Origin of the sequence: Bacillus sanguinis, from assembly GCF_018332475.1 — a bacterium.
GTDB classification, from domain to species: domain Bacteria; phylum Bacillota; class Bacilli; order Bacillales; family Bacillaceae_G; genus Bacillus_A; species Bacillus_A sanguinis.
Window position 1 is genome coordinate 1 of the sequence record NZ_BOQB01000457.1, and the last position, 807, is coordinate 807.

Below are 807 nucleotides of genomic sequence, written 5' to 3' on the forward strand. Positions count from 1 at the left end.
GAAAAGGTAGGTTCATTTTCTTTTTGCGGCATCGTTAAGAAAATAACAGAAAGAACGATACATACGCCCCCTAATAATTGATAGGCTCCAAAGGATTCATTTAGCCAAGCGATTGAAACGATGGCAGCTACAAGTGGTTCAATGCTAGATAAAATGCTCGTTTCTGTTGCTGCTAAATATTTCAGACTACCGATATAAAGGAGGAAAGAAAGAGTGCCACTTATGATGATAAGAATCAGCATAGAAAAAGTTTTTAGTGTAAAAGTTTGTGAAAGCTGATCCCATTCAAACGAGCGATTACAAATAAGGAGGGCAATGCCGCCAATTAACATTCCCCAGCCAATTACTACAGTTGTTCCACATTCTTTAATAAGAGAAGCTGGATGAAGGGTATAAAATGCAAAACCAATTGCTGTTAATAGGCCGAAAATAATGGCTTCTTTTGATAAAACAATATTTTCAATGGAACCATTTGTAATAATAAAGTATGTCCCCGTTAGTGCTGTTATAATTGCGAGTAGTTGCATAGAAGCTGGGAATTTTCTTTGTCCAAATGCGACATAAATGGTAATAAGAACAGGGCCAAGAAATTGAAATAATGTCGCTGTGACCGCATTACTAATATGAACTGTTTCGATAAAGGCGTATTGTGCACCGAGCATGCCGAGAATAGAAAAAATAATAAGTTGTATAGAATGTCTAGGATGTTTCCAAATTTGAAATATGTTTTGTTTCTTTGTAAGTAAGAAGGATAAAATAAATATTCCCGCAAGCAATAAGCGAATTGTTAAAAAATCAATTGATGAT

The 807-nt window shown here is 35.2% G+C and carries 1 protein-coding gene; it reads right to left on the reverse strand.

The genetic code is table 11. The features are described from left to right. Positions 1-807, reverse strand: an 807-nt coding sequence (locus KI369_RS27640; protein ID WP_212958810.1) for a DMT family transporter, incomplete at both ends; no start/stop codon positions are given.